This is a genomic window from Microcystis sp. LE19-8.1F, from assembly GCF_027531715.1.
Lineage (GTDB): Bacteria > Cyanobacteriota > Cyanobacteriia > Cyanobacteriales > Microcystaceae > Microcystis > Microcystis wesenbergii_A.
Genome location: NZ_JAPZSO010000006.1, coordinates 13829 through 35364, shown reverse-complemented (window position 1 = coordinate 35364; position 21536 = coordinate 13829). Strand labels below are relative to the sequence as shown.

Annotated in this window: 22 protein-coding genes and 1 tRNA gene; 17 read left to right on the top strand and 6 right to left on the bottom strand. The window is 44.9% G+C overall.

Annotated features, from left to right (window positions below):
• Positions 1 to 74: 74 nt before the first annotated feature.
• Positions 75 to 1130 carry an ABC transporter ATP-binding protein gene (locus O9334_RS00865; protein ID WP_045361433.1) on the bottom strand — a complete coding sequence of 352 codons (1056 nt, stop codon included), beginning with the start codon at positions 1128 to 1130 and terminating at the stop codon, positions 75 to 77.
• Between the two features lie 123 nt (positions 1131 to 1253).
• Between O9334_RS00865 and O9334_RS00860 the strand changes: the two genes are divergently transcribed.
• Both O9334_RS00860 and O9334_RS00855 read left to right on the top strand, forming a co-directional pair.
• A complete protein-coding gene (locus O9334_RS00860; protein WP_287998519.1) occupies positions 1254 to 1934 on the top strand; it encodes a nucleoside phosphorylase-I family protein in 681 nt (226 codons plus the stop codon).
• A 54-nt stretch (positions 1935 to 1988) separates the two neighbouring features.
• A tRNA-Leu gene (locus tag O9334_RS00855) sits at positions 1989 to 2070 on the top strand.
• A 116-nt stretch (positions 2071 to 2186) separates the two neighbouring features.
• Here the strand turns inward: O9334_RS00855 and O9334_RS00850 are convergent.
• Positions 2187 to 3053, bottom strand: a complete 867-nt coding sequence (locus O9334_RS00850; protein ID WP_287998518.1) for an Rpn family recombination-promoting nuclease/putative transposase — start codon at positions 3051 to 3053, stop codon at positions 2187 to 2189.
• 85 nt (positions 3054 to 3138) lie between these two features.
• A complete protein-coding gene (locus O9334_RS00845) occupies positions 3139 to 3801 on the bottom strand; it encodes a PEP-CTERM sorting domain-containing protein (protein ID WP_190380022.1) in 663 nt (220 codons plus the stop codon).
• Between the two features lie 333 nt (positions 3802 to 4134).
• Here O9334_RS00845 and O9334_RS00840 point away from each other — a divergent pair, with 333 nt between their 5' ends.
• The 7 genes from O9334_RS00840 to O9334_RS00810 all read left to right on the top strand — a co-directional run bounded on the left by O9334_RS00840 (position 4135) and on the right by O9334_RS00810 (position 9472).
• A complete protein-coding gene (locus O9334_RS00840; protein ID WP_045361429.1) occupies positions 4135 to 5031 on the top strand; it encodes an ABC transporter permease in 897 nt (298 codons plus the stop codon).
• Positions 5032 to 5298: 267 nt separating this feature from the next.
• Complete coding sequence (locus O9334_RS00835; protein ID WP_045361427.1) at positions 5299 to 5631, top strand: hypothetical protein; 333 nt, start codon at positions 5299 to 5301, stop codon at positions 5629 to 5631.
• A 286-nt stretch (positions 5632 to 5917) separates the two neighbouring features.
• Entirely contained in the window at positions 5918 to 6109 is a 192-nt protein-coding gene (petP, locus tag O9334_RS00830) for a cytochrome b6f subunit PetP (RefSeq protein WP_002742483.1), read from the top strand.
• Between the two features lie 22 nt (positions 6110 to 6131).
• Positions 6132 to 7208: a Get3/ArsA fold putative tail anchor-mediating ATPase NosAFP gene (locus O9334_RS00825; RefSeq protein WP_287998513.1), complete on the top strand. Its 1077-nt coding sequence runs from the start codon at positions 6132 to 6134 to the stop codon at positions 7206 to 7208.
• A gap of 6 nt (positions 7209 to 7214) precedes the next feature.
• Positions 7215 to 8195, top strand: a complete 981-nt coding sequence (chlG, locus tag O9334_RS00820) for a chlorophyll synthase ChlG (protein WP_045361424.1) — start codon at positions 7215 to 7217, stop codon at positions 8193 to 8195.
• Positions 8196 to 8484: 289 nt separating this feature from the next.
• Positions 8485 to 9213, top strand: coding sequence for a Bax inhibitor-1/YccA family protein (locus O9334_RS00815; RefSeq protein WP_190380019.1), 729 nt, complete (start codon positions 8485 to 8487; stop codon positions 9211 to 9213).
• Positions 9214 to 9301: 88 nt separating this feature from the next.
• The gene (locus O9334_RS00810) at positions 9302 to 9472 is read left to right on the top strand and encodes a CAB/ELIP/HLIP family chlorophyll-binding protein (protein ID WP_002742489.1); all 171 of its coding nucleotides are present in this window, start codon (positions 9302 to 9304) and stop codon (positions 9470 to 9472) included.
• 51 nt (positions 9473 to 9523) lie between these two features.
• Here the strand turns inward: O9334_RS00810 and O9334_RS00805 are convergent, their stop codons facing one another.
• Positions 9524 to 10144, bottom strand: coding sequence for a neutral zinc metallopeptidase (locus O9334_RS00805; RefSeq protein ID WP_045361422.1), 621 nt, complete (start codon positions 10142 to 10144; stop codon positions 9524 to 9526).
• 310 nt (positions 10145 to 10454) lie between these two features.
• On the opposite strand from O9334_RS00805, the gene O9334_RS00800 reads away from it, so the two are divergent.
• Positions 10455 to 11738, top strand: coding sequence for a TldD/PmbA family protein (locus O9334_RS00800; RefSeq protein ID WP_045361421.1), 1284 nt, complete (start codon positions 10455 to 10457; stop codon positions 11736 to 11738).
• A gap of 269 nt (positions 11739 to 12007) precedes the next feature.
• On the opposite strand, the gene O9334_RS00795 is transcribed toward O9334_RS00800, so the two are convergent.
• Positions 12008 to 13678 (bottom strand): hypothetical protein, encoded by a 1671-nt coding sequence (locus O9334_RS00795; protein WP_287998507.1) that lies wholly within the window; start codon positions 13676 to 13678, stop codon positions 12008 to 12010.
• Positions 13679 to 14007: 329 nt separating this feature from the next.
• Here O9334_RS00795 and bchD point away from each other — a divergent pair, with 329 nt between their 5' ends.
• The 7 genes from bchD (at position 14008) to O9334_RS00760 (ending at position 21193) form a co-directional block, all read left to right on the top strand.
• Positions 14008 to 16005 (top strand): magnesium chelatase ATPase subunit D, encoded by a 1998-nt coding sequence (gene bchD / locus O9334_RS00790; protein WP_061430776.1) that lies wholly within the window; start codon positions 14008 to 14010, stop codon positions 16003 to 16005.
• A 366-nt stretch (positions 16006 to 16371) separates the two neighbouring features.
• Positions 16372 to 16875: a hypothetical protein gene (locus O9334_RS00785; RefSeq protein ID WP_287998504.1), complete on the top strand. Its 504-nt coding sequence runs from the start codon at positions 16372 to 16374 to the stop codon at positions 16873 to 16875.
• Between the two features lie 10 nt (positions 16876 to 16885).
• On the top strand, positions 16886 to 17776 hold the full coding sequence (locus O9334_RS00780) for a hypothetical protein (RefSeq protein ID WP_287998502.1): 891 nt from the start codon (positions 16886 to 16888) through the stop codon (positions 17774 to 17776).
• Positions 17777 to 18058: 282 nt separating this feature from the next.
• Entirely contained in the window at positions 18059 to 18709 is a 651-nt protein-coding gene (locus tag O9334_RS00775) for a hypothetical protein (RefSeq protein WP_045361407.1), read from the top strand.
• Between the two features lie 176 nt (positions 18710 to 18885).
• Positions 18886 to 19284, top strand: a complete 399-nt coding sequence (locus O9334_RS00770; RefSeq protein WP_045361406.1) for a DUF1824 family protein — start codon at positions 18886 to 18888, stop codon at positions 19282 to 19284.
• Positions 19285 to 19513: 229 nt separating this feature from the next.
• Positions 19514 to 20197, top strand: a complete 684-nt coding sequence (gene ispD / locus O9334_RS00765) for a 2-C-methyl-D-erythritol 4-phosphate cytidylyltransferase (RefSeq protein WP_045361404.1) — start codon at positions 19514 to 19516, stop codon at positions 20195 to 20197.
• Positions 20198 to 20251: 54 nt separating this feature from the next.
• The gene (locus O9334_RS00760; RefSeq protein ID WP_045361402.1) at positions 20252 to 21193 is read left to right on the top strand and encodes a glycosyltransferase family 2 protein; all 942 of its coding nucleotides are present in this window, start codon (positions 20252 to 20254) and stop codon (positions 21191 to 21193) included.
• A gap of 137 nt (positions 21194 to 21330) precedes the next feature.
• Here the strand turns inward: O9334_RS00760 and O9334_RS00755 are convergent, their stop codons facing one another.
• A complete protein-coding gene (locus O9334_RS00755; RefSeq protein WP_287998498.1) occupies positions 21331 to 21471 on the bottom strand; it encodes a type II toxin-antitoxin system HicB family antitoxin in 141 nt (46 codons plus the stop codon).
• Positions 21472 to 21536: the final 65 nt, after the last annotated feature.

Sequence of the window (21536 nt, the reverse complement as noted above, 5' to 3'; positions counted from 1 at the left end):
CTAAAAAAAATCTCCCCACACCCTACACCCTACACCCCACACCCTACACCCACTTTCAAGTCAGATGTGATTTATCAGTCGGCAAATACACGGACGCTATCGGGAATAATTGATAGTTTTACCTTTGTACCGATGTCTAATTGGGTGTTAATCGTTGTTCTAGCGTGGATTTGGCTGCCGGTGGCCGTTAGCAGACAATAACGGTATTCCCGCCCCAAAAATTGGCGATCGCAAATAACTAGATCTCCCGTCTCATCCGGGTTAATTTTGACATCTTCCTCTCTCAGCATCAATTCCCCTTTGTCCAAATCTTGACCATCGGCAATTTCCCAGACTCCTATCTCGGTTTGCCATTGTTCCCCCTTCCGTCTAGCGGGGAGAAAGTTAGCTTGGGTGACAAACTCGGCCACGAATCGCGAGGCCGGATGACTATAAATTTCTTCGGGATTGTTAATTTGTTCTAATTTTCCTTGACAAATGACCGCAATTGTGTCACTGATCACCATTGCTTCCTCCCGGTCGTGGGTGACAAAAATGGCCGAGATACCAGTCGCTTTCAGGATATGACGGATCTCGTGTCGTAAGCGTTGCCGGACCTGCACATCGAGATTACTTAAAGGTTCATCTAAGAGGATTAAAGAGGGTTTTGGGGCTAAAGCGCGGGCGAGGGCGACTCTTTGCTGTTGTCCTCCCGATAGCTGATGGGGATAACGTTTTTCTAGTCCTTGCAGTCCGACTAAATCCAAAGTTTCCGCCACCCTAGCGTTAATAGCTCTGCTCGATAATTTCTCCCCAGAGTTTTTTAACCCAAAGGCGATATTTTCGGCGATGGTTAAATGGGGAAAAAGAGCGTAATCCTGAAAAACCATGCCCGTATTGCGTTTTTCTGGGGGAATAAAGGTTTTTTCGTCGGCAACTATTCGCCCTCCCAATTCAATCACTCCTTGAGATGGTTTTTCAAATCCCGCAATCATCCGCAGTAGAGTGGTTTTACCGCAACCCGACGGGCCCAATAATCCGAGAATTTCGCCCTCTGTTAAACTAAAACTGATATTATCGACAGCTAGAGTAGGAGAAGCGGGAAAACGCTTGTTAACCTCGGATAAACGCAGAATTACAGACTTTTTCATGGTGAGAAAGACAATCGCCCAGTCAGTGGCAGGGCTATTTACTTAAGAATTATTCCTAATTAGTTCACTATTATTGTTTATAACATCTCACTGGACTAATTAGGAAACTTTCTCAAAAATTTCATGCTCACACCTGAAGATATTATTCTCGTTCCCCGGGGGGCCGAGCATAGCTCAATCCGCCGAGGATTAAGGAAAATCGGCGATTTAGCCCCGCAAATTATCCCGATTAACCTTGGCGCTCCAGAATTCCTCGACAGTTCCCCAGTCTCTAGGCAATCTCTAGAATTTCTTAATAAGTTCACGGGAAAAATTGTGCTTATGGGATTAGCGGGCAGTCTTAGCGATCGCTATCGAGTCGGAGATGGGGTAATCTGTCAAGGTTGTGGCGCGGAAAAGGGGAATTATTGGCAGTGCGAACCGGAAATAACCGCAGAAATCGCACAATTAACTGGATATAGTCTTGTTAAAGGTTTAACCAGCGATCGCCTGATTAGCCGATCCGAGGAAAAACGACGTTTAGGACAGGGGGGCTATGAAGTGGTAGATATGGAAGGAGCAAGGATTTTAGCGGCTTTATCGGGGCAAAAAGTGGCAATTGTGCGCGTGATTAGCGACGAGGTGACACAGGATTTACCCGATTTAGCCCCGGCAATTGATAATCAAGGTCAGCTGCTACCATTGCCCCTAGCTCGAAAAATGTTAATCCGTCCCATCCCGGCCTTCCATTTGATTCAAGGTTCCCTAAAAGGTTTATCCGTGCTAACTCAGGTGGCGCGAAAGTTGTGCGGCAGTAATTTTTAAAATTTGCTTGCAGATTATTTTTTTTCTGTGCTATAGTGATTAAGCTAAAATCAAGCGGATGTGGTGGAACTGGTAGACACGCACGTTTGAGGGGCGTGTGGCTTACGCCTTGCGAGTTCGAGTCTCGCCATCCGCATAAACTTTTATCTACCCTCCGACGAGAATTGCCCTTGTCACCCATCGTCAGGGATGGATATTTGGCCATCAAAATTTCCCAACTCACCCTTTCAGGTGGCTTAGGTTTGACTAAGTTTAGTTAAGCGGTTGCGAGGGGCGATTTAGCCAAAGCACTAGGTCGTTTAAGGTTGTAAAATCCAACAAAGCCTCAGCCAGGGACTCTAATTGCTCGATTTCTAAAGCCTGAATTCGGGCAGCCAATACCTCATCCACTGCACCAAAGCGACGTTGCAACAGACGTAAAATCAGGGCAGATTCCCCTTCCAGTCGTCCTTCCAGTCGTCCTTCTTCCTTGGCTTCACGATATACCCTTGTATCTGCCAATTGTAGTCCTAGCATCGCGTCAACCTCCTGCCGACTCAAGTTAGTAAATTTATACACCATAATTGTGGCAATCATTTCTATTATGGCGCGACTGGCTTCTGTATCTGCAATTTGCTCTTGGGTTCGTGCCAGTAAATAGCGGGCTTTTTCTGGTGCTTGGGTTTCTTCCACAGTAGTGAGTACCATCAAGGCAACCCCTAGGGGTAACTGCTGAATTTCCCCTAATTCGTTCAGATAAATTCGATGCACCTGATTACAATTGAGCAGCGCCCGGTAGGGATGGGTGTTACTTTGTTCTAGGCTACGGGTGGGATAGATGACAACAATTTGCCAATCGGTAAATCGTTCTCGCTGACGATAAAAATACAAAAATGATTCGCCAAATACCCTTTCATAGAGTCGTTCGTCTTTTTGAAATTGCACTTCGCAAAAATAGATCACCCCGCTACTATCATTATCGGGTGGCAGGAATACGCCATCGATCTCAAATTTGGGTTCTTTGACGGCTACGGAGTCAAAGCGGTATTCGGTGGCATTATCTGGCGGGTTTTCCAGTAAATCGAAGAGAAGGGAGGGAGATTGTTGAAAAAGCCGGTAAAATATCGAGTCTCGTTTCATTATGATCGGGATTGCACCATAGCGATCTTCCCATGAAACCCCTCAAAAAAGAGAGAGGAAACCCGCGTCTCCTCTCCCTTGGGCATTATTTTCTCGCTTTGCCCACAGCACCCCCTAGCATTAAACCGCCCAGGGTGATAAAACCAAGAACACTCGTGGGTTCGGGGACAGGAGTCGCATTAAGTGTAACGTTATCGAAAACTAATTGTGTCCCCCCATTATTCGGACGGTCAATAGAGATGCGAATTCCCGCACCCTGATCGGCAATCCCCGCCAGATAAGAAGTGTTGAACGATAAGAATACTCCTCTTGACGAAAAGGAACTCTGATTAAATGTAAAACTCGACAAAACCGTATTATTATCACTCCGGCGAAGCGAAATTGTACTGTTCGGCAAGGTCAAGTTGCCCGGTTCATCTAGACGAATACCCGCGAATAAATTGAGCGTGTATCGAGTTCCGGCTTGATAAGTGGCGGCTACATCTTGACGGATCGATCCACCATTGAAAGCAATAAGAGCCGCCTGCGAACCGTCGGGTACTCCGCTTGGAAATTGAGTCGCATTGAATGGCTGAACCCCCGCGTTGCCACTACTCACAGTCCAACCGGTAATAACTGGTGAAAAATTAGGGTTTGATGGTGTCTCGAAGGAAAAATTATTGACAGTCACGCTTGCAGCTTGTGCCGCACTAGCCGTTGCCAGAGTAGCCAGGGCAACCCCGGATAGAATGCCGAGTTGTAATTTCATCAAAAAAAAAGGGTTAATGGTAAATGGTTTGAGTGCGTGACATTTCGATTCGGGTTAAGCAATAGGGCAACCCAAAACAATGACAAGCAAATGCTCAAGGAGAGCATACACACTTCCCCCCCCCGCATTGTATCAAAAGCTACAATTTAATAAATATTTACATTCCTCTCCACCAGGGCTTGCGCCCCTTGTATATTGGAGAAGTGGTAGGGTGTCAGCCTTTTTTTCGAGAGGATTTGCCGATCACCGGAACCCCAAGAGAGCCATCTGATCACTTATAAACTGTTGACTATCCAAATTACTCGTTGAGACTGCATTAGAGGTAAATATTTCATGAGCCAAACCATCACACCTTCTTCCTTAAAAGCTAGTTTAGCCCCCAATCCCACTAGAGCAGCAACGGTGGACGATGGGGGAAATGTGCTAGGGGAATTTCTGCAAGAAACTCTGGCCATGACTAAACGTCTGTTCATCCAATTACAACGTCGTCCTTCAACCCTAATCGCGGGGGTAATTCAGCCATTTATGTGGCTGATTTTATTTGGGGCATTGTTTTATAAGGCTCCCCAGGGTCTATTCGGCAACGATCTCAGTTATGCTAAATTTCTCGCCCCCGGGGTGATTGTCTTTACCGCTTTTTCTGGGGCCCTCAATGCTGGTTTGCCGGTAATGTTCGATCGAGAATTTGGCTTCCTTAACCGTCTCTTGGTGGCACCTTTAACCACTCGTTACTCGATCGTGGCCGCTTCTACCATCTATATTATCGCCCTCAGTTTCATCCAAACCGCCTCGATCGTGGCCGCTAGTGCCTTTTTAGGGGCAGGATTGCCCAGTTTAACGGGATTAGGTGCGATCGCTTTGATTGTTTTCCTAATAGTTTTGGGGATGACTGCCTTAAGTCTCAGTTTAACCTTTGCTCTGCCCGGACATATCGAATTAATCGCCGTCATTTTCGTCACCAATTTACCGCTTTTATTTGCCAGTACCGCCCTCGCTCCCTTAAACTTTATGGCAGATTGGTTACAAGTAATCGCTAGTCTCAACCCTCTTACCTATGCGATCGAACCGATCCGTTATATTTATTTCAATCAGCACTGGTCTTTTGATAGCATAGTCTTACAAACCCCTTGGCTTGACCTCAATTTCTTGACAGTTTTAGGCCTGCTCTTAGCTTTTGATCTGCTAATCCTTTTAGCAATTCAGCCCTTACTTCGTCGTCGTTTTGCTTAAATCAGTTATCAGTTATCAGTTATCAGTTATCAGTTACCAGTTACCAGTTATCAGTTTACTGTTCACTGAAAAGCCTACAACTTTCTCACCACCAAAAACTAGATAAGTAAGTAGTTATAATTAAATTGAAGATAGATTTTGCCTCTGATCCCCCCTGCCCCCCTTGATAAGGGGGATGCCGATCCCCCCTTAGTCCCCCCTTGATAAGGGGGGGGCTGACAACTTTTAACACCTACCCACTTAATTTTCTGAGGAGTTAGTCAGATTATGAATACTCAAAAAATGTTGCTCAAATCGTCTTTATTCCTAGCTACTATTTTATTAGTCGGGGCTGATTTTAATCCGCAAGTGTTAGCTCAAAGCTTGAACCCCAGTCAGCCGGATTATCAAAAAAATGAACGTAGTTCCGATGGCAGGGATGGTCTCGGTGGTTTTAATCCTCTAGACTTGATTCATAATAGTAATTTTCGCCGTAGCCGGGACGGAGCGGAATTTCAGGAAGACACCCTCAATAATATCAACGAAGCGGCCGAGGAGTTTAAACGCAAGCAAAGAGAACAAATAGAAAATCTCCAAAATCCTGCCCCAGAAACCAAATAAAACCCCTTTTTTGAGTAGCTAGACACAATTGATTACACATATCTAACTACCTCTTACCCCCCCAACCCCCCCGACATCGGGGGGGCTTACCTATTGCCTTTTGCCTCTTGCCTATCCTAACCAAGAAGTTGATTTTGTCCAACTACTTAGTATATATGATCGCTAAGTGCAGATGATCTGAGAAAGACCGATAACTGAAGAGCATTGGGGGGTTTATCTGACACGAATTTATATTAAACTTAGGATTGGTTTATTGAATTATCGTCTTATTAAAACTGTGGAAGTAATGGAAATCGGGCAAAAAGTCAAGGTCTGTCGCTTAAGAGACCGCGTTAACTCGGATGTAGCGGGTAAATTGGGTAAAGTGGGTGTCATCAAAAATTTTAAGATGACCGATGGCAGCGGTGTTGGTGCTGTTGTCCAGTTCGATGATAAGACCGCTACTTGGTTTTTTGAGGATGAACTCAAACTCATCTAAATACAACGCTTAGGAATTAATTATGTCCTTAATTTTGACCTTTTTGGGCAAGGGGGGCAGCGGTCGCAGTACAATAGCGATCGCTTCGGCAAGAAAAATGGCTGGTCTGGGGTCAAAAGTTCTCTTGATCGGTCAGGATCCTAGCCCCGCTTGGGGATTACTCCTCAAGGCCTCCCCTAGCTCCTCCATTACGGAAATTGCCCCTAATCTCTCGGTTATCCAGCTTAGTAGTACCCAGTTACTAGAAAAAAGTTGGGAAGAAGTCAAGGAATTAGAAAAGCAGTATTTGCGTTCTCCCACCTTGAAAAATGTTTATGGTCAAGAGTTGGGCATTTTACCCGGTATGGATCAAGCTCTAGCTTTAAATTTCCTGCGCGAACAGGATAAAAGCGGAAATTACGATGTCATCATCTACGACGGCAGCGGAGATATCAACAGTCTGAGAATGTTGGGGATTCCAGAGGTGGGTGGCTGGTATTTACGGCGTTTTCGGCAGGTTTTTAGTGATTCCGAGATCGGTCGCACCCTTTCTCCCTTTTTCCAACCGATCGCCGCTGCCGTCCTGAATTTCTCCTTTAATCCCGACGGTTTAGGGCAGAAGGCCGATAATAACATTTTAGACGAGGGGCGCTCGGCTTTAGCTAATCCTCGGCGAGTTTTAGCCTATCTAGTCACCAATGATGATCCAATTGCGATCGCAGATGGCAAATATCTTTGGGGTGCGGCGCAGCAAATCGGTTTAAATGTGGGGGGAGTGATTTTTAATCGCTGTCAGAGTGCTACGGAGGATTTTGCCCCGCTGCCGGCGGCGATTTTACCCGACCGTCAAGGAGAAGATTGGCAGGAATTAATCGCCGAGTTACCCAATTTTCTCACGGTGCAGCCGCCCAAACCGTTAATAATCGATACGGCAGCCGCTCAGGTCAAGGTTTATTTACCCGGATTCGAGAAAAAACAGGTAAAACTGACGCAATCGGGTCCAGAATTAACCATCGAAGCTGGGGATCAACGGCGTAATATTGATGTACCACCGCCGCTAACCGGACGAGCGGTAAAAGGGGCGAAATTCCAAGACGGTTACTTAATTATTTCTTTTTAAGGGATTATGTCGAACACCGAGATAGAAAACAAGGATAATCGAGGCGCAAAAACTCGCCAATTATTGGGCATGAAAGGAGCCTCATCGGCAGAAACTTCCCTCTGGAAAATCCGCTTACAATTGATGAAGCCGATCACTTGGATTCCTCTAATTTGGGGGGTTGTCTGTGGGGCGGCTTCATCGGGGAATTATACTTGGTCTTTAGAAGATGTCTTAAAAGCGGCCGCCTGTATGTTACTTTCCGGTCCGTTGATGACTGGTTATACCCAAACTTTAAATGATTTTTATGATCGAGAAATCGATGCAATTAATGAACCCTATCGTCCGATTCCTTCGGGGGCAATTTCTATTCCGCAAGTGGTCGGCCAGATTTTGGTTTTATTAGTGGGTGGATTAGGAATATCTTATCTTCTCGATCGCTGGGCCGGTCATGATTTCCCGATCATGCTCTGTTTAACCCTATTTGGTTCTTTTATCGCCTATATTTATTCAGCACCACCCTTAAAATTAAAACAAAATGGTTGGCTGGGAAATTATGCCCTCGGTGCTAGTTATATAGCATTACCTTGGTGGGCTGGTCACGCCCTTTTTGGTCAGTTAAATGGGACAATTATGATCCTAACTCTCATCTATAGTCTGGCGGGTTTAGGCATTGCTGTAGTTAACGACTTTAAAAGTGTGGAGGGTGACGAAAAATTAGGCTTAAAATCCTTGCCAGTTATGTTTGGAATTACCACTGCCGCTTGGATTTGTGTGATTATGATCGATGTTTTTCAAGCGGGAATTGCGGGTTATCTGATTAGTATTCATCAGAATCTTTATGCCGCTATTTTACTGTTACTAATTATCCCTCAGATCACTTTCCAAGATATGTATTTTCTGCGGGATCCGCTCAAAAATGATGTCAAATATCAAGCCAGCGCCCAGCCTTTTCTAGTGTTAGGAATGTTGGTGACAGGTTTGGCTTTAGGTCAGGGGATACTCTGAGGATTGTAATTAATAAAAACAGGAAATATCCAGTTGACGGGACATTATCGCCTTGAATCGGGCTTCTGTTGACGGTGACTTGAGCGGTCAAGGGGGGGTATCTGAGGATTTTTAACACCTACCTACTTAGCTCGATCCCTAGTCTTTTCGTTACAATCAAGAGGGAATCGATGCTGGGGAGAAAGTTACTTTTTTTTCTTCCCTCCGATTCGCCATTCTTGACGAACTAATCAAGAATAGTTTTTGTTTAACAAGATTGATTGAGACAAGTATCTCGAACCTAGTCACCATGAGTAATACCAGTAATTTTCGTCAAGCTTTACGCACTGCCAAAAGCCAAGCTCTTATCGGCCCTAATGTTATCCCCAAGGCCCTGCCCTATCTCGGTGGCGGTCTAATTTTGACTGCGGTGGGAACCTATGGCGGTTTAGGTGTGCTCCAATCCTATCCCCAGATTTTCTTCCCGACTTTCTTTGTCGCCCTGGTTGCCGAGATTATTTTATTTTTTGTCGCGCGTAATACTGCGGAAAGAGGCAATAAAAGCACTGCTCTGCCCCTCCTGACTCTCTATAGCCTTCTTTCTGGCTATACTCTCAGTGGAATCGTCTATGTGGCCTTAGGTACTTCCGGTGTCGGTTTGCGAGGAGTGGCAATTGCTGCCCTCGGTTGCGGCATCGCTTTTGTGTTGGGACGCAATATCGGCTCGAATCTGTCAGAAAAAGATGGTTTAGCCCTGACTCAAACCGTGAGCATCGGTATTCTCGCTCTTTTTATTGTTCTCATTGGTCAGCTAATTTTCTCTATCTTTGGTGGCGTTACTCCCACCTGGTTAGAAATCGCTATTTCCGGCATCGGGGTTTTCTTGTTTGCCGGCTCGGCAGTGGTGGACTTTTACATCTTGCCCCGTACCTACAGAGATGAGCAGTATCTCAGCGCTGCTTTATCGATGTATTTGACCTATATCAACCTATTTATCTTTATTCTGCGCCTTTTAATCGCTCTTAACGGTCGAGATTAGGGCAAATAGAGAGGAGTTAGAAATTAGTTACAACCTAACTTCTAACTCCGCTAGAATAGTAAAGAAATGTAAACAGCCTGTAAAGATTATGACTGAACCACAACCGACTCAAACCCCCAAATTAGAAGATCCCAAATTTGGCTTTAATGACTATGCCGAGCGCCTCAACGGTAGGGCCGCTATGATTGGTTTTGTGATCACCCTGTTGATTGAGTATCTCACTGGCCAAGGTCTGTTATCTTGGTTAGGGTTACAGTAGTTTTTTAAGCTTTTTTAGGCATTCTAGGGGAAATACAGCCTTGAGTGTTAGCTAACGCATACAGGCTTGATGATTTTCCCCGTAGAATCCTTGCAGGACCGAATCACCTCGCTGTTGGGGTGTGCCGTGGGAGCGATTAGGAGCTTCAAAATCGCCCACTTCCGAGGCCGCTTCCGCTAGAAGTTTTCCCGCTAGTATATAATCCTGTTTGGATAAACCTCTCGCTTCGGTAAATAACCAGGAAAGGGTATCTCCCGCAAGACAATCGGCCTGTAATTCAATGCCGATGCTCATTCCCCCTTCATCGATGCCACCGATACCCCGATTCCACTGAACAGCGTGAGCGGCCTCGTGAGCGACGGCGTAAAGGGGAAATAGGGGATTATCACTAATGCGAGTAACTTGCTGGAGATTGACGTAGACTGTATTATCTAGGGTGCAGAAAGCCGCTAGGGAAATTACACCGCAGGGAGTGGTTATCGGGCCATCGCTTAACAAATACTTAAAATTGATCTGATGTAATTGAGCAGTATATTCAATTACCGCTTCTAAGGCATCCGTAATATCGTCTGCTTGCGCTCTCTGGGCTAGAGGGGATAAAATCAACAGGGAACTACAAGAAACAGCAGATATCAGGGATAATAAACGTTTACGGCCAGAGTTAGGGTTCATGATACTAACAAAGTCGGGAGTGAGGAAGAAGTTTAATTGATCTGAATTAGCCTACCGCTACGATCAAAATTCTAAAGGCTATATCTAAGACTTCCAGAGAAAATACAGAATTTACGCAGCTTTTGATCGAAGTTATTTTGGCTCTCGATCGATTCTATGATAACTTTTTTGCCAACTGGATCATCTTTGCTCAAAAATATCGATGAATAAGCAAAAATTTTTTAACTCGCCGGAGTCTTATTAGCGGCGTTTGCGCCGAAGTGCCGGGGCTTGAGATAATCAGATAGCTATTATCTCAAAAACTATCACCATGACGATCGATCCGCAACAACTCATCGAACTGGCTCTCAAATCGGGAGCGGTGGCAGCCGAAGTTTATCAATCTTCCTCCCTTTCCCATCCCGTTTTTTTTGAGGCTAATCGTCTTAAACAGTTAGAAAGTTCCGAATCCGTGGGAACTGCCTTGAGATTATGGCGCGAGGGTTGTCCGGGGTTAGCGGTGGGTTATGGTGATGTAGAACCGGAAATTTTAGTAGAAACGGCGTTAAATTTATCCTATCTCAATGACCCGGAAGAAATCGAATTTTCGGCACCACGACAGGCAATTTATGACCCGATTGGGCAAGATGTGGCGGTAGAATCTTTAATCGAGATGGGTAATCAAATGATTGGCCAAATTCGCCAAGTTTACCCTGAGGTTATTTGTAGTGGTGAATGGGAATGTGAACGGGAAATCACCCGTTTAGTTAATTCTCAGGGTTTATATTGTCAATATACCGATACAGCTTTGAGTTATTATCTGGGGATTGAATGGGTGCGGGGGGAGGATTTTCTGGCGGTTTATGATGGGGAATATACTCGCAGTACACCTCATCCCGAAACGGTAATTAAACAGTTATTGCAGCGACTACAATGGGCAGCCAATAATGTGGATAGTCCCACGGGAAAATTACCAATTTTATTGACTGCTAATGCAGTTACCCTGTTATGGGGTACGGTGGCGATGGCTTTAAATGGTAAACAGATCCTAGAAAAGTCTTCGCCCTGGAGTGATAAAATCGGTCAATTGGTGATGTCAGAAAAGTTGACTTTATCCCAACAACCGGATCGAGAACCCTATAGTTGTCCCTTTGATGATGAGGGAACTCCTACCAAATTTTTATCTTTAATTGAGGGAGGTAGAGTTAAAGAATTCTATAGCGATCGTACCACGGCCAGATTATTAAAAACTACTCCGACGGGAAACGGTTTTCGTCCCGGTTTAGGGGTTTATCCTCAGCCGGATTTGGTTAATCTAATCGTTGCACCGGGAGAGGGAACTTTAGAGGATTTAATCTCGCAAATAGATGAGGGCCTGGTTATCGACCAAATTTTAGGTCATGGGGCGGATATTTCGGGCGATTTTTCTGTCAATATCGATCTGGGTTATCGCATAGAAAAGGGCAAAATCACCGGACGAGTTAAAGATACAATGGTGACGGGAAATGTTTATACAGCTTTGCAGAATTTAATCGCTTTGGGAGCCGATAATCAATGGAATGGCTCCTGTTATACTCCCTCGCTAATCGTTGATAGTTTATCGGTGGTGGGGTAAAAATGTGGCGTTGTCAAATTGAAAGATGCTCCTAATCAGATGGGAACTGAAATTAACTCAGCCTACTTTTTGGGGTTAATTTTTTTGGGCTTTATTTGACCTGAAAAAAGGGGGTTCGCAGGCAGGCACGGATTCCCATTATATAAGAAATTATCTGTCAAGTCGTGGGGTTTTGTCAAGCTTTTTTGGGAAAAAAAATTAACCGACACTCAAGGGGAGAAAATTAACCAAAGAGATATTATTTAATCCCCCCTGTGAGTCGGTATTTTTCAGCCCGGGATTAACGCTTTAGTTGTCGAGGCACCAAGGCGATTTAATTGCCGATTAATTTGCCATCCGAGGAGGGTTAAACCCAACCACTGACTGAAAATTGCCAAAGCGAAAGAGGGAAGTGTAGCGTATTTAGTAGCGGCAATGGGAAGAAAAGTAAAAAACCATAAAAGCGGAGATTGACTGGGATCAACTCGCAAGACAACAAAACAGAGGCGGGGGAAAATAATCAAAATGCCGATGCTAGTGGCTGCCAGCAAAGCGCGTTTATTTGTGCGGGCTAACATCAATAATTGGGCGATAGCGGCATAGACTAAAATCATGTTCATTGCCAAGAGAAACCCAGCTGCAGTGGCTAGTTTATATCCATCGAGAGGGGCGATAAAAATAGCGGGAAGGATAAATAAAATGGCAATAGCGGCGTTAACAGCCATGGCTAGGGTAGAAGGGCTTTTTTCGCCAAAGATTAAAGCTTTCCCCAGACTAATGCCCTTTTTTCCTTGTAGATGACGATAGCGCGCCCAATCTTGGAGAGTTTGACGGGGGGGAGTGAGGGCAAAAAGGATTAACAAGCCAAAAATCGCCACAAAAACGCTAAGAATGACAAAATTATCGAAAAGATAGCTCGGTTCCAGAGTTTGGAAGACAAAACCTAGGCTAATAGTGCTAAAACAGCCCATCATCCAGTAACTTTGGGGTTTACTAACAAGAGTAGCGAGGGGATTATGGAAGCGACGCTGGAGAATTCTGGTTAAACCGTAGGTGCAGAGGGCAAAATTGAGCAAAATTAAGCTAATACCCGTTATAACCGATTGCCAGAGAGATTGACCGTACCAACGCAGATCAAAGATGTGTGAGATTCCTGGATAGTCTACCGCATCGGGGGGCAGAAAGGTAGATTTAACTAGATAGGGGAGGACAAAACTAGGATTAAAGAGAATTAACCAATCAAAGGGGCTAGGACGGCCGCTCTCTAAAGTAATCATAGTGCTACAAAACACAAAGAATAAGACTGTAGCACTGCCTAACCAAGGTTGAAATCCCCCTAACCATGGCGTGGCTAAAGCGAAACTAAGGGCGGCATGATAGAAAAAGGCACAACTAGCGATCAGAACCGCGTAGAAGGCTAAAATTAACGATAGGGGAATACCTGCTAATAAACCCGCCCCCAAGTGAAAGGGTAAAGCGAGAAGACAGACGAGATAGAGGAGAATGGGAACCCCGAAAAGTTTGCCGATAAAAATCGTTTTGGCGGGTTGGGGACTCAGACGGATAAAATTAAGTGTACCCCGGCGCTCTTCCCCGGAAAGATCGGCAATTAATTGATAGGTTCCCACCACTAAAAGAGCGAAAATCCCAGTAATACTCAGAAAAGTGAAGATATCTAACCACCATAACTGGGAGATAATCATCCATTGACCATTTAAGTCTTGGATACAGTTACTAATCTCACGATAGTAGTCATCGGGGAGATTAACGGTACAGTAACGATTATATACCTCCACCCCCGCTACTGGCAAGAGATTTTGATAGTATAAATAAACTAATAATTGACCAACTAGGGAGATAATCGAGGCGATCGAGATATTTTTCGGGGTTAATCTTCCTTGCCATTCTCGCATAATTTGCGGGTTGGTTTCCGTAAGGCGATCGATTATTGTCGTTATCATATTTTTGTCCTCTCTACAGCCGTCAACAGGAGCTAATCCTAGATTAACCCGGCAACTTCTCGATCGGTTCGGGGTTGAAGAAATCGATCGAGATGCGGCTAAGTAGCTGGTTATAATTAAATTAAAAAGGGATTTTAGGTTCGATCCCCCCTGCCCCCCTTGATAAGGGGGGTGCCGATCCCCCCTTAATCCCCCCTTGATAAGGGGGGTGTCTGATAATTTTTAACGACTACCTACTTAAAATCTGAGTTCGGGAATCAAAAGGGGAAAAGTGCCAGACCAGTGAGCTTCTGTTTTACACTAGAATTTGGCCGCCTGAATCTAGATCTATGCCCACTCTGACCCTCAATTTTCCCCTAACTGCCGTTGTCGGCCAAGAAGCGATTAAATTAGCCCTACTCTTAGCCGCCGTGGATCCCGCCCTGGGGGGTGTGGTAATTGCCGGGCGTCGGGGAACCGCCAAATCAGTCATGGCGCGAGCGATACATTCCCTACTGCCACCGATCGAAATTATTGCAGGTAATGTCTTTAATTGTGATCCCAACAATGCCGACGAATGGGACGATCGCACTAAAGAAGAATATAGCAGTGGAGAGGTCGCCACGGAAGTTATCCGGGCCCCTTTCGTGCAGATTCCCCTAGGAGTCACCGAGGATCGTTTATTGGGTTCCGTCGATGTGGAAGAATCGGTGAAACAGGGGGAACCAGTCTTTCAACCCGGTTTATTAGCCAGCGCCCATCGGGGAATTCTCTACATCGATGAAATTAATCTACTCGATGACCAAATTGCTAACCAATTACTAACAGTTTTAAGCGAAGGACGTAACCAAATCGAACGGGAAGGCATCAGTTTTCAACATCCCTGCAAACCAATCCTGATCGCTACTTATAACCCGGAAGAAGGGGATTTACGACCCCATTTATTAGATAGAATTGCCATTGCTCTTTCCGCCGATGGTGTCCTTAGTTTAGATCAACGAGTCACCGCCGTCAATCAGGCGATCGAGTATGCTGTTTCTCCCAGCGCTTTTATCGCCCAATATGCCCAAGAAATTGATGATCTAAAAACCGAAATTATTCTGGCGAGGGAATGGTTAAAAGAGGTAAAAATTAAACCCGAACAAATTAGTTATCTAGTGGAGGAAGCGGTGCGCGGTAGGGTAGAAGGTCATCGCGCCGAGATTTTTGCCGTGAGAGTAGCCAAGGCCGCCGCCGCTTTAGAAGGTCGGGATTTAGTCAGTGCCGATGACTTAAAAAGAGCCGTCGAATTAGTTATTGTACCTCGATCGCTGATTACGCCGCCACCTCCAGAACAGGAACAACAGCCACCGCCACCACCGCCACCACCGGAACCGCCCCAAGACGAAAACCAGCAGGAACAGGAAGAAAAAGAGGAGGAGAAAGAGGAGGAAAAAGAACCGGAACAGCCGGATAATCTGCCGGAAGAATTTGTTTTCGACCCGGAAGGGGTTTTACTGGATCCCAGTGTGCTGTATTTTGCCCAGATGGCCCAGCGTCAGGGGAAATCGGGGGCGCGTAACCTGATTTTCTCGGAAGATAGAGGACGTTATATTAAGCCGATGTTACCCCGGGGCAAGGTGAAAAGAGTCGCCGTCGATGCCACTCTCCGGGCGGCCGCCCCCTATCAAAAAGCCCGTCGCTTAAGGAATCCCGAACGTCATGTGATTATAGAAGAAGGGGATCTGCGCTCAAAACGGCTGGCCCGCAAGGCCGGTTCTTTAATTGTCTTTGTCGTTGATGCCTCCGGTTCCATGGCCCTGAATCGGATGCAGTCGGCCAAAGGTGCGGTTATGCGTCTGTTAACGGAAGCTTACGAAAATCGCGACCAGATTGCCCTGATTCCTTTCCGGGGTGAGCGAGCAGATGTACTATTGCCACCGACCAAATCGATTACCCTAGCGAAAAAACGTCTAGAAACCCTGCCCTGTGGCGGCGGTTCCCCCTTAGCCCACGGTTTAACCCAAGCGGTTCATGTGGGGATGAATGCCCGTTTATCGGGGGATATCGGTCAAGTGGTGATTGTGGCGATTACCGACGGTAGAAGTAATATTCCTTTGGCGAAATCTTTAGGCGAACCGATTCCGGAGGGGGAAAAACCCGATATTAAGGCAGAACTGCTCGATATTGCCGCTAAAATTCGCTCTTTAGGCATTAAACTGCTGGTTATCGATACGGAGAAAAAATTCGTCTCCACCGGTTTTGCCAAAGAATTAGCCCTAAAAGCCGGGGGTAAATATTATCATCTACCCCGGGCTACGGAACAAGCGATCGCATCTATGGCGCGAGGGGCAATTGCGGGACTGTAGCTAGTGGTTAGGGGGTGCAGATCATTTTTGTCAATCTACCATCCCCACCCTAGCTTTAAGCCCTACCCTATCAGGGATTTAGGCTATTATTGGGCTAGAAACAAATCGCACCCCCAAATGCGAGATGCTTACACGCAGTTTTTCATACATTTGTATTAATTGAAAAGTTACCGATAATTTCTCGGCAGTGGATATTTCTGTAATCTTGAGATACACGCCTAAAAATTGGCTATTGACTCGAATTTTGCTGATTTTCTGTTTGTTTTCCGGTCTGGTGTGAGAGAATCTAGAAAAACTTAACAATAATCAGGAATCAGCGAGGGATATACTACAAACAAACATGAGCAAGTTTTAATTAAGAGAACTATGAGCTTTCGATTTGGCAAAATCTTGATAGCAGGGGTATTGGCGGTACTTTTGCTAGTAACTTCCTGTGCTAAAGCTCCCTCACAATTTGACCAGGCGCAAAAAGAAAGTACCGCTCGCGGGGCGGCGGCAGTGGTGAAAGAATCCACCTCTGGCGGCAGTTTTAATCAGTTTTTCCCGCCTTCTGGGGGAGGATACGAGCGCGTCTATACCCAAGAGAAAAAAGGCTTTGCTGAGGCAAAACTGAAGCAAGATGGCAAAGTTCTGGCTATGTTAGCCATATCTGACATCAGCAATAATCCCGCCGCGGCCAATAAATTCCAAGACAGTAAAACCACGATTAAAGGTTTTCCCTCTGTGGAACAGGGTGCAACCGCCAGCGCCGTTTTAGTCAATAATCGCTATCAAGTCAAGGTTTTATCGCGGGAGCCAGATTTTGCTGCCAGCGATCGCCAAGCTTGGTTAGCTAAGTTCGATTTAGATGGTCTAGCAAAGTTAAAGTAAGGAGACATCCGTGAGTAAGCCAATTTTTGAACTGGTGGACGAATTACCGACTAATAATCTCACCGTCAAAGTTCTCAAAACCCTTGATTATGTGGTGCCGGGGCAGTGGGATAACCTAGTCGGGTTTAAAAATACGATTATCACAGTCACCGGCGAAACCGACGAAAGCATGATCCAACAGATTGGCGATCGAGCCGTTTGGTTGTTTAATGATAAATCCCAGGGCTATCAACGGGCGCTCTGGCTCTACCAAACCATCGACAGCGCCGATAATGCCCTAGCCGCCGCCTCTCTTGCTAATGCCGTCGGTGGTAAAATTCCCCTCATGGGCGGTTTAATCGAAAAATTAACCCCTGCCCCCGAAAAAGCGCAAACCATCGATCTAACCTTGAAATTAGTGACCGAATTAGTCGCTTTTTGTCAAATTAATGGCATTCCGGGGGATAGTATCGGGGATTTCGTCGCTTCTCTGGGAGATTATAGCGGCGAATCCCTAATGCGGATGGCGGCGTTAGTTTGTTTGGATGGTTTAATTCCCCTGGGAGGCAGTTTTATCCGGAAAGTGGAATCCACCCTCAGTATTCTCCACCCAGAAGAATTAGAATCTAACTCCACTTTCGGCAGTATTAAAGAATTGATTCCGGGGGGAAATACTGCCAGAAAATTAGACTTTATCGGTCAAAGTTTCGACTCGACTAAAGGTTGGATGAGTGGTTTTGTCAGCGAGCGCGGTTTGACCCAGCAGGGATTATTGAGCAAAATTCAGGGATTTATCGACTTTTCTGCCGATAAATTGGTATATGTTGGGGCATTCCTCGATATGACCACCAATTACTACGAACATACCGGCATTCAAACCCTGGCTCGTCGTTTAATCGAAAGAGCCGTGGCGGAAATTTAAGTGGCATTGAGGGCGGGGATGGACAGACCGATACTAAATCCGCTTTTAATAGTATGATTAACCGCCAATCCCACTTTAAAAACCCACTGCCCACTTCCCACTCTGCTATACCTTTTCAAGAGGATTTAGTGTAGTACCATTTTTCTAAAGTAATGGCAGAGATGGTTAATTACCCTCACCCCCAACCCCCCCCCGACATCGGGGGGGTGGGAGAGGGAAATAAGATGCCTGCCACGAATAAAGAAAAATGGTATGATATACCCTCCTTAGCCCCTCAAGGTCATGAATCAGTCACAACTTATCCATGCCGCTAAACAGCAAGATGCAGCCGCTATTATTGCCCTACTTAACCGAAGTCTCTTAACCAGAAAAATAGAGGTGATTGCAGCCACCTCACAAGAAAATGCCCTGACTCTAAAAGTTCAATCCAAAAGAATACCCAATCAACACAAGTTATTACCTTTTTTGTCGGCAGAAATCAAAAGCTTGGGCATCGATGGATTAGAACAAGTGATCGTTTACGGTATGACCAAGGAATCTGATATCCCCGTTTGGCAAGAATCGATAACCCTGAGTCAAGATGATTTAATCGTCAATCATGTCACCAAATTAAACTCTTTGCCGACAATAACCGCAGAAATTGCCGAAAATAACCCGGAAGATGTCCCAGAAGCTTTGGAAGACTCTGAAACAACTGAAGAAAAAGCCCTAGAGAAACGGGAGGAGTTCACTGAAGCGGCTGAGAATATTGTGGCGACTGGTGAGGGATTTTCCCTATCTCATCGGAGACATTCCTCTTTTCCCCTCAGTATAATTTTGCCTTACCTAGCGATTGGTTTTGGTGCTGGAATTATTATAGGTGCTTACTTCGGCTATCAAAAAGCAGTGAGTGAAATGTACGCACAACCTGGAGCGATCGAACAACCCCGATAAATTTTCTTGTCCCCAACCTGATATGATCGAAATTGGCGATCTTACGATTAAGACCAATGCAAAATTTTCCTATCTCCAAACCCCAATGATTTAGGGCTTTTTTTCTTGGGAATTTGTCGTTAAGGACAGCAGCAACAGTTTATTTTTTATCTTTAGCCCCACATATCTAACCGCTCATGTCTATTGAAGAAGCCTTGAAACTCCTAAAAGAATATGGCTGTATTCAACTAAAAATTGCCCAATCCTCTGAAGAAGAAGAAGCTCTAAGACAGGCAATTTTATTAGTTAACCAAGGTTCGGAATCAATTAATTTAGGTATCTGTGCCGATAACAATGAAGAGGGATTTAAAGCCCTAAAAAGTTATCTACAAGCCCTAGGATACCCCCTACCTAATACTCTCCCAGAAGACCAGCCAGAACCGGGAGCGGTGTATATTAAATACAGTACCCAAAGACAAGCTTCCTATCTCGATTCCTACACGGGAACCTATCGCGGTGTTCTGATTTCTTGTCAATCAGAAAATGATCAATTAGTCGGTACTTATGGTCACTTTCCCCTCGATTTATTCTCTTAAGAGGGATAGTTTTGGGCTTATTTAAGCGATTAACCATCAGCCGGACAGTGATTACTATTTACAAATAAGTAGGTGGGTGTTAAAAATTGTCAGATACCCCCCTTATCAAGGGGGGCAGGGGGGATCAAAGACAAAATCTATCTTCAATTTAATTGAAACCACTTACTTAACAACCAAAAAGCTCCCCACTCCTGTCCACTGAATTCTTAACTTTTTACCTGAAAAAAATATGTATTTGTTAATTCCAGCAGCGGGAATGGGTAAACGGATGGGCAGCGATCGCAATAAGTTACTGCTCACCCTGCACGGAAAACCTCTCCTCGCTTGGACTTTGCTGGCTGCCATGCAATCCAGGGCAATTATCTGGATTGGGATTATGGCACAACCGGAAGACTTTAACGATATCCAAGAAATTATCACCGCCATAAATGTCCTTAAACCCGTGCAAATCATCCAAGGAGGCGAAACCAGACAAAAATCGGTTTATAATGGCTTACAAGCCCTACCAGAGGGGGCTGAGACGGTTTTAATTCACGATGGGGCGCGCTGTTTAGCCACTCCCGAATTATTCGATCGCTGTGCCGCCGCTTTAGCCACTTGTCAGGGTTTCATAGCGGCGATTCCGGTGAAAGATACGATTAAAATTGTCGATAGCAAGGGTTGGATTGAGGATACACCCGATCGCTCGCGGTTGTGGGCAGCCCAAACGCCCCAGGGTTTTCAGGTAAAATTATTAAAAGAATGTCATGAACAGGGCCGAAAATTAGATTGGGAAGTCACCGACGATGCCGCCTTATTAGAAAAATGTGGTTTTCCCGTCAAAATTGTCGTCGGGGAAGAAACTAACTTAAAAATTACTACTCCGGGGGATCTGGCAATTGCCGAATATATTTTAAGTCAACGTTTGCCATAAAAGTTGACAGTAATTGTATTAGACTAGGTAGCGGTCAACTCTAGGCGGTCTCTGATGACTTTTCCCTTTATATCAGTAATCATTCCCATCTACAATGGTGAAGATGATCTTCCCGATTTGCTCAAATGTTTGCAAAGTCAAACCTATCCCCGAGAGCAAGTGGAGTATCTTCTCGTAAATAACAATAGCAGCGATCAAACAGGGTCTATTTTAGAACAGGCAGTGATCGAGAGTAAAGGGTCAGGATTTCCGTTAGTTGTTCTTACAGAAAATCAGATTCAAAGTTCCTACGCCGCTCGTAATTTAGGCATAAAAAATGCCCGTTATGATCTGTTAGTTTTTACCGATGCCGATTGTCGTCCTTCCTATCAATGGTTAGCAGAAATAGTTAAACCCTTTGGTGATGCTGATATTGGTATCGTTGCGGGGGAAATATTCGCCTTAACTGGTAACTCTATCCTAGAAAAATATGCTGAACGTCGAGAGATTCTCTCGCAAAAATTTCTCTTAGAACACCCTTTTTCTCCCTACGGTCAAACAGCTAATCTAGCAATTAGAAAAGCCGCTTTCGAGAAAGTTGGTCTATTTCGTCCTTATTTAACCACGGGTGGCGATGCCGATATCTGCTGGCGAATTTTACGAGAAACTCAATGGCAATTAGCCTATGCACCCACCGCCGTTATTTCCCATCGTCATCGTTCGACTATCAAGAGTTTTCGCAGTCAATTTCAACGCTACGGCCGTTCAAATCGCTATTTGCATGAACTACATGGTTGTGATTTACAAAGGAATTTTACCAGTTCCGAATTAATTTATCATCTCGGTCGTTGGTTATTAAAAGAACTACCAAAAAATACCCTCAAGTTACTGTTTGGTAAAGCTGATATAGTAGATTTATTGGCTACTCCCCTCGATTTAATTGGGTTTCAGTCCCGCAGCCAGGGACAAGCCACGGCCAAATTACCCGAAAAAGCTAAAGAAATCGAATGGCTTTAATTCAGTTATCAGTTCTCGGTTATCAGATGTGAGTTTTCAGTGATCAGTGATCAGTTATCGGTTATCAGATGTAAGTTTTCAGTTCACTGATTACTGATTACTGATTACTGTTTACTGATTAAGGTTTCTTCTATGGTTTATCCCTGAGTGAAACATCCCGGAAGGTCTTTAATTTCCGATACATATCCCTCGTCATCATTAGGATAAATTGTTATTGGATATTTTAATCCCAAATAAAACTCTAATGATTCAAGCTTAGTTTTATTAATTGTACTCATATTTTTACCTCTTTAAAGTTAGCAAATAGGATCAATATATTTTGAATAAACACTCAGAAAATATC